Consider the following 6,620-nt stretch of genomic DNA (forward strand, 5'->3'; position numbering starts at 1 on the left):
GACTTGGTTGCAACGGACGAAGTCGCGGGGGTAGAGGGGATGTGTCGCAATGAGTCATGGCGGTGTTGACCTGCGCCGAGTTGGGATGCGAGCAGATGGAAACGTTGATGGTGCTGTTGGGGCGCTATGGGTTGAGTGTGGAGCGAGTCCCGTCCCAGGGCGAGATTCCCGGCAGCTATTGGGGCGATTCGGAAGCAGGGTTGGTCGGCGATGGTCTGTTCGTGCGCGATGACACCCCAGTGCATTCCGCTCTGCACGAAGCTTGTCACTACATCTGCATGGATGCCGGACGCCGGGCGCGATTGCATACCGATGCCGGCGGCGACTGTATCGAGGAAAACGGGGTTTGCTATCTGCAAATCCTGTTGGCGGATGAGCTGCCTGGGGTTGGGCGGTTGCGAATGTTCGTCGATATGGATGCCTGGGGTTATTCTTTCCGCCTGGGTTCGGCCCGCGCCTGGTTCGAACGGGACGCCGAGGATGCGCGCCAGTGGTTGTGGCAAAACGGCTTGATCGATCTTGACGGACGTCCTTGCTGGCGGTTGCGGCGGGATGGATCAGGGCGATCCAAGGACCATCGCTGAGGAGGCAAGAGCATGACCGTTCACGTTAGATACTTTGCCAGCCTGTGTGAGCGCGTGGGTCGCGCCGAGGATCGGCTGGATGCCGCCGACGGCTTGACGGTCGCCGGGGTTTGGGCGGCACTGCATCGGGAGATGCCATTGCCGCCGAATGTCTTGGCGGCGGTGAACATGGAATATGCCGGACTGGAACATGCGGTGCGCGATGGCGACGAGGTGGCGTTCTTTCCACCGGTGACCGGAGGGTAGGGCATGCGGGTCGAATTGCGGGAAACGCCTTTTGAGCCCTTGGTGGAACTGGAACGTCATCAGCGCCTGTCGACCGGATTGGCGGGCCGATGTGGCGCGACGGCGATTTTCATCGGCACGATGCGCGATTTCAACGACGGGGACGCAGTACAGGGCATGGTGTTGGAATACTATCCGGGCATGACCGAAAAATATCTTCGGCGCATCGTCGAAACCGCCAGCCGGGAATGGCCGCTGCTGGAGGTGTTGGTGGTGCACCGGGTCGGTGAATTGCGACCCAACGATCCCATTGTGCTGGTGGCGGTTTGGTCGGAACATCGGGCGGCGGCTTTTTCGGCCTGCCGGTCCATCATAGAGGAACTGAAGTCGAAGGCGCCTTTTTGGAAGCGCGAGACCACCGCCGCCGGTTCGCGCTGGGTGGAACATAACACGCCGGGCTGAGCCGGTTGGACACGGATGCGCCGCCGCCGGCGATCCGCTATGCTCCCAAGATGAACGAACCTACTCCCAATCCCCTCATCGCTAGCCGGTTTCGAGGTTTCTTGCCGGTGATCGTGGATGTCGAGACCGGCGGCATCAACGCTCAGACCGATGCCCTGCTGGAAATCGCCGCCGTGATGGTGCGCATGGACTGGCAAGGTTATCTGCGCCCGGTCGGAACATTGGCTCATCATGTACAGCCGTTTCCCGGCGCGCGATTGGACCCGGCCTCGATGGCGGTGAACGGCATCGATCCCGACCATCCATTCCGCTTCGCGGTGCCGGAAAGCGAAGCGCTGGATGCGATCTTTCGGGAGGTACGGCGGGAAATTCGGGAAACCGGCTGCACCCGTGCCGTTCTGGTCGGCCACAATTCCTTCTTCGATCTGGCATTCCTGAACGCGGCGGCGGCACGCGCCAAGATCAAGCGCAACCCTTTCCATCCCTTCAGCAGTTTCGATACGGTATCGCTGGCGGGTCTGGCCTACGGGCAGACGGTGCTCGCGCGGGCGTTGCGGGCGGCGGGCATTCCCTGGAATGAGCGCGAAGCGCATTCGGCCATTTACGACGCCGAGCGCACGGCTGAACTGTTCTGCCGGATCGTCAACCGTTGGCGGGATATGGGAGGGTGGGCGCCAATGGACGATTAGGCGTTGTCGATGCTGTTGGCATAGCATGATTCTTAGCTGATTTTTTCATCTCTTCTTGATTTTATTTCCGCACTGAACTAATTCATACTTGAACTTCGCCGTGATCGGTTTGGGTTCCACATTGTTCCCAGTTTTTCTTGTGGTTAATGTGATCGGATGGGTATTCGGGAACCGATTGCCGGCGATGGATGGATCACACGCGCAGTTGCATGAAGCAGTTTAAATGAGCTTTTGAGTAAGTGCGGAAGATCTATGCATCACTTTACAGCCAGTGTCTTGTATGTCGTCGTCTTATTTTTGGCTTCGCCGTGGGTATGGGCAGCTTCCCCCGATATTTCATCCAATTCCGATCGAACTATATTGCCTGGCCATGTATTGTCAGCGCTGTCGATAGCCCAGCCGGTAACAGCGCCTGTTATGGCGCTCAAAAGTACTTTAGAGTCACTAACGCTTACCATCGTGCTACGACGCTCCGATCCAGCAGGTTTCGAGAACTATCTACGCGATGTTTATGATCCACAATCTCCACAATTCCGAGAATTTCTGAATCCTCAGGAGGTTTCTGACCGCTTCGGGCCAAGCCAGGATGATTACGACGTTGTTCAGGCGTATTTCGAGCAACAAGGTTTCACGGTCACCGAAGATTCGGTGAACCGAATGACGCTCACGGTCGCGGGTACCCGTTCAACGGCGGAAAGCGCACTCAGCGTCAAGATCAATGACTACGTGATCGGCGAGCGCCAGTTCTTTGCGAATATCAATGAGCCGATGTTACCTGCTGAAATCGTGAGACGCGTGCAGGCAGTGTCAGGATTATCGAACTTGGCTGTACCACGTCCGCAAATAATCAGAACGATAAGAATTATTTTTGGCGCCGTGATTTGTGATTTGGAATATGCTGCGATTTATGGTGGATTGATTGTTGCCGCATCTAATGCGGCTAATGGTAAACCTTTAACTCAGGAGCAACTCAAGAAAATCCAGGAAGAGGCTCAGAAGTGGTTGGATAAGTGTGTTCATAATGCGGTGTTTGCGGCCTATGGATTACCGATAGGCAATGATCCGCCACCTCCAGCTTGGCAGGGTACGGATGGTACCGGCCAAACCATAGGTTTGTTGGAGTTTGACACCTTTAATCCCAACGATGTATCGGATTTCATCCACCTGATCGGATTGCCCGCAAGCACTTTCGACAATATCAGCCAGGTCCATGTAAACGATGGCGCTGGCCCTTCGCCTGGATCGGATCAGGATGAAGTGCTAATGGACATCAACGCGGTATTGTTGATCGCTCCTGGGGCGAAGATCGTCGTTTACGACGGACCTTTTTCCGGTGCGAATGTAAGTTTTCAGGCGCTGTTCAATGCCATGATCAACGGCGGTGTGCATATCATCAGCAACAGTTGGTCATACTGTGAGGATCAGACTACGCTGGCTGATGTACAGAGCATTGATGCTATCTTGCAGAGCGCGGCCGCGTCCGGCATCAGCGTGTTCAACGGTTCCGGTGATACCGGCAGTACCTGTCTTGATGGCGCCCCGAATACGATCGGTGTGCCATCCGATTCGCCAAGTGCGACGGCCGTTGGCGGCACCTCGTTGACTGTCGGACCGGGCAATACCTATATCAGTGAAACTTGGTGGAATGGAACAAACGATACCCCGCCTTCTGGGCAAGGCGGATATGGTGTCAGCAAGTTCTTTTCACGTCCAAGCTACCAAGATGGATTCAATCCTTCGGTGATGCGCTCCGTGCCCGACGTGGCGGCTAATGCCGACCCAGCGCACGGTATTCTGATTTGCAAGGCCAGTGAAGGAGGATGCCCGACCGGTACCTTGAATGGTGGAACCAGTTTGGCTGCTCCGGCGTGGGCGGCATTTGCCGCATTGCTGAACCAATCACAGGGTAGCAATCTGGGCGCGCTCAATCCGCAACTCTACCCATTGGGTAATACGGATGCCTTTCATAATGCGTCATCGATGGGGAGCGATTTTGCCCATGTGGGTCTTGGCTCACCTAATCTTCCGAATCTACATCGGCATCTGACCAATCAGACGGTTGGTCCTACGAGCAGCTCGGTTTCAGAAGTTCGTGTGTTTAGTGATAGCAACTCCACCATGCCTGCCGGCAGCGATTTTCCTTTGCCAATTTATGCCGACGGATCAACCAAAGGCAGCGTTGTGGTGAGACTAGCCGATGCCTTTGGCAATGTTGTTAGTGGCAAAAACGTCACGCTTGCGGCCAGTGCTGGTAGCCATGCATTGATTACTCCAGCCAGCGGTGTATCTGACGTGGATAATGGTAGTGTTGTTTTTACGGTGACCAACTTGTCCTTTGAGGAAGTCACGTTTACTGCTACTGATATCAGCGATGGAATTGTAATCTCCCAAACCGCGAAGGTTGCCTTTATCCAACCTCCAACCGCTAGCGCCAGTATCAGCGCCAGTCCGACCAGTCTCCTCAATGATGGCGCGAGCGCGACTACCATCACGGTAACGCTCAAGGATGCGCTGAATCGACCCTCGCCAGGTAAATCAATTACCTTGTCTCAAGGCAGTGGCCGTTCAGTCATCACCGGACCGAGTCCGAGCGTGACCGACGTCAATGGTCAAATCCAGTTCACCGCAACCAACCAGTTCAGCGAGATTGTGACATACACCGCCGTGGATGTGACCGATGGCGACTTGCCGGTACCGGGTGCCGCAGTCGTGACGTTCAGCGGTTCCGCCAACTTGTCCTGTGTGGGTAATCCGCCAACGGCTGCGGCCGGGTATGCCTTAACGCCCTTCGCCAACGGATTTTTCACACAGAATCTCTTCTTTGGCAACGTTAACTGGGGCTGTTCGGGCGCGTCGAATCCAACTTTCAATACGACAAACTCGGTGTACGTCGCCAATTTTGCCAGCGGTGACTTGTTCCAATTTGGGCTGGATGGCGGCGCTGTCTCCACCGGCAACAAGCTCTCGAATCTCGGACTCACGCTTGGACAGCCAACCTTCGGCAAGGATGGCCGGCTGTACGCTACGCATGGCGCGACGACTGGTAACTTCACGACGGGCAACATTGTCGAGATCGATCCGGCGACCGGTGTCCAACTGCGAGTGATCGCCGCCAATCTGACCTGTCCAAGCAGCCTCTCCGTCGATCCACTGAGTGGCGACCTGTTCTTCGATAACGCTTGCACCGGGGCGGGTTCCGACAACCCATCGCTCTTCCGAGTGCGTAATCCGGGCGGTGCCACGCCGACCGTGGAAGTTTATGCCACGTTGCCCACCACGATGGGGAACGGCGCCATTTCGTTTGCGCCAAATGGTTCGATCTATGTGGTCATCAACTATTTTGGCAATCCGAGTGCGCCCATCGTGCGAGTGTCCGGTACCGACCAGCCGTCGCCGACCATTACGACACTTCTTGGCATTACCTCGAATTATTGGGTCACTGTCGGCGAAGCAAACCCGGATGGATCGGCCAAGTCATTGATCGTGCTGGCTCCCAGTGGTCTCGCCTTGGTGGACTTGACCACCAATACGTCGACACCTCTGACCAACGGAGGCATCGGGTCTGGAGTGATCGGTCCGGATGGCTGTCTCTATGCCACTGCTACCGATACCATTTACAAATTGACCCCCAGCAGTGGCGGTTGCGGGTTCGCCGCAACCAACCCAGCACCCGCGCTGATCTTGTCGCCGGCGACGGTTTCACCCGACCCTGAGCAAGGATCACTGCAAACATTTTCCACCCAGTTCGTTAACTTGGCCGTGCCTGCGGACACGCCGGTATACTTCCACGTAGGAGGGGCGAATGCGCAAAGCAAACTCAGCCGCACCGATGCCAACGGCAAAGCGACCATAACTTATAGGGGTGATTTTGTCGGCAGCGACACCGTGACCGCCAACGCGACTGTGGACGCGGCGAGCTTTACTTCAAATGCGGCGCGTTTGACCTGGGGGGTTGGCAAGCACACCACCTTCCTGAGCTTAAATACCAACCCGACGAGTTCCATCACAGGCATGTCCGCGATGCTGGTGGCGGGTTTGATTGATGCTTCAGCCAACCCCACCGCTGCGATTGCCGGAGCCGCTATTCAGTTCTCGGTCGGTGGCCAGTCGTGCAACGGCACTACCAATGCGAGCGGTATCGCAAGCTGTACCGTAACTTTACCCACGGCGGGATCGTTCGTGCTGACGGCCAACTATGTTGGAACCGCCCAGTTCGTACCGTCTTCCGCCTCGCAATCCTTCTTCGTGGTTGCTCCAATCGCGTCCCCACCGATCTGCTTCACCGGAGCGTTGACGAGCGGCGGACAGGCCACCGCTTGCCTCCCCAGTGGCGTACCGCCGACTTGCCAATTTGTCAACTCGGCCTTCGTTCCAGTTGCCAGTATCGGGGTCGCGCCGCCAGCGGGAATCCAAATTCCCTACGACCTGTTCCAGTTCACGGCGACCGGCTGCGGGAACTCGATCTCGCTGTCGCTGACCTACCCGGCCGCGCTGCCGGCTAGCGCCGCCAGCTATTGGAAATTCGGCCCCACCACCGGCCAGCCAGCCCACTGGTACGCACTGCCGGCGGCGGTCAACGGCAGCACACTCACGGTTGTACCGACGGCGGCGCTGGCGACAGCGACCTGCAACAAAATGGCAGTATCGTCGATCCTGGCGG

Annotated in this window: 5 protein-coding genes; all 5 read left to right on the forward strand. The window is 57.0% G+C overall.

The window, feature by feature from the left end:
- The first annotated feature begins 56 nt into the window (after positions 1-56).
- Complete coding sequence (locus E4P82_RS12245) at positions 57-584, forward strand: hypothetical protein (RefSeq protein ID WP_246327558.1); 528 nt, start codon at positions 57-59, stop codon at positions 582-584.
- 12 nt (positions 585-596) lie between these two features.
- Positions 597-830: a MoaD/ThiS family protein gene (locus tag E4P82_RS12250; protein WP_169249155.1), complete on the forward strand. Its 234-nt coding sequence runs from the start codon at positions 597-599 to the stop codon at positions 828-830.
- Positions 831-833: 3 nt separating this feature from the next.
- Complete coding sequence (locus tag E4P82_RS12255; protein ID WP_169249156.1) at positions 834-1,271, forward strand: molybdenum cofactor biosynthesis protein MoaE; 438 nt, start codon at positions 834-836, stop codon at positions 1,269-1,271.
- 50 nt (positions 1,272-1,321) lie between these two features.
- Positions 1,322-1,960, forward strand: coding sequence for a ribonuclease T (gene rnt, locus E4P82_RS12260; protein ID WP_169249157.1), 639 nt, complete (start codon positions 1,322-1,324; stop codon positions 1,958-1,960).
- A 252-nt stretch (positions 1,961-2,212) separates the two neighbouring features.
- Positions 2,213-6,620 (forward strand): protease pro-enzyme activation domain-containing protein (locus E4P82_RS12265; RefSeq protein WP_169249158.1); only part of this gene is annotated, 4,408 nt, incomplete at its 3' end.

It is taken from the genome of Candidatus Competibacter phosphatis (assembly GCF_012939995.1).
Lineage (GTDB): Bacteria > Pseudomonadota > Gammaproteobacteria > Competibacterales > Competibacteraceae > Competibacter > Competibacter phosphatis.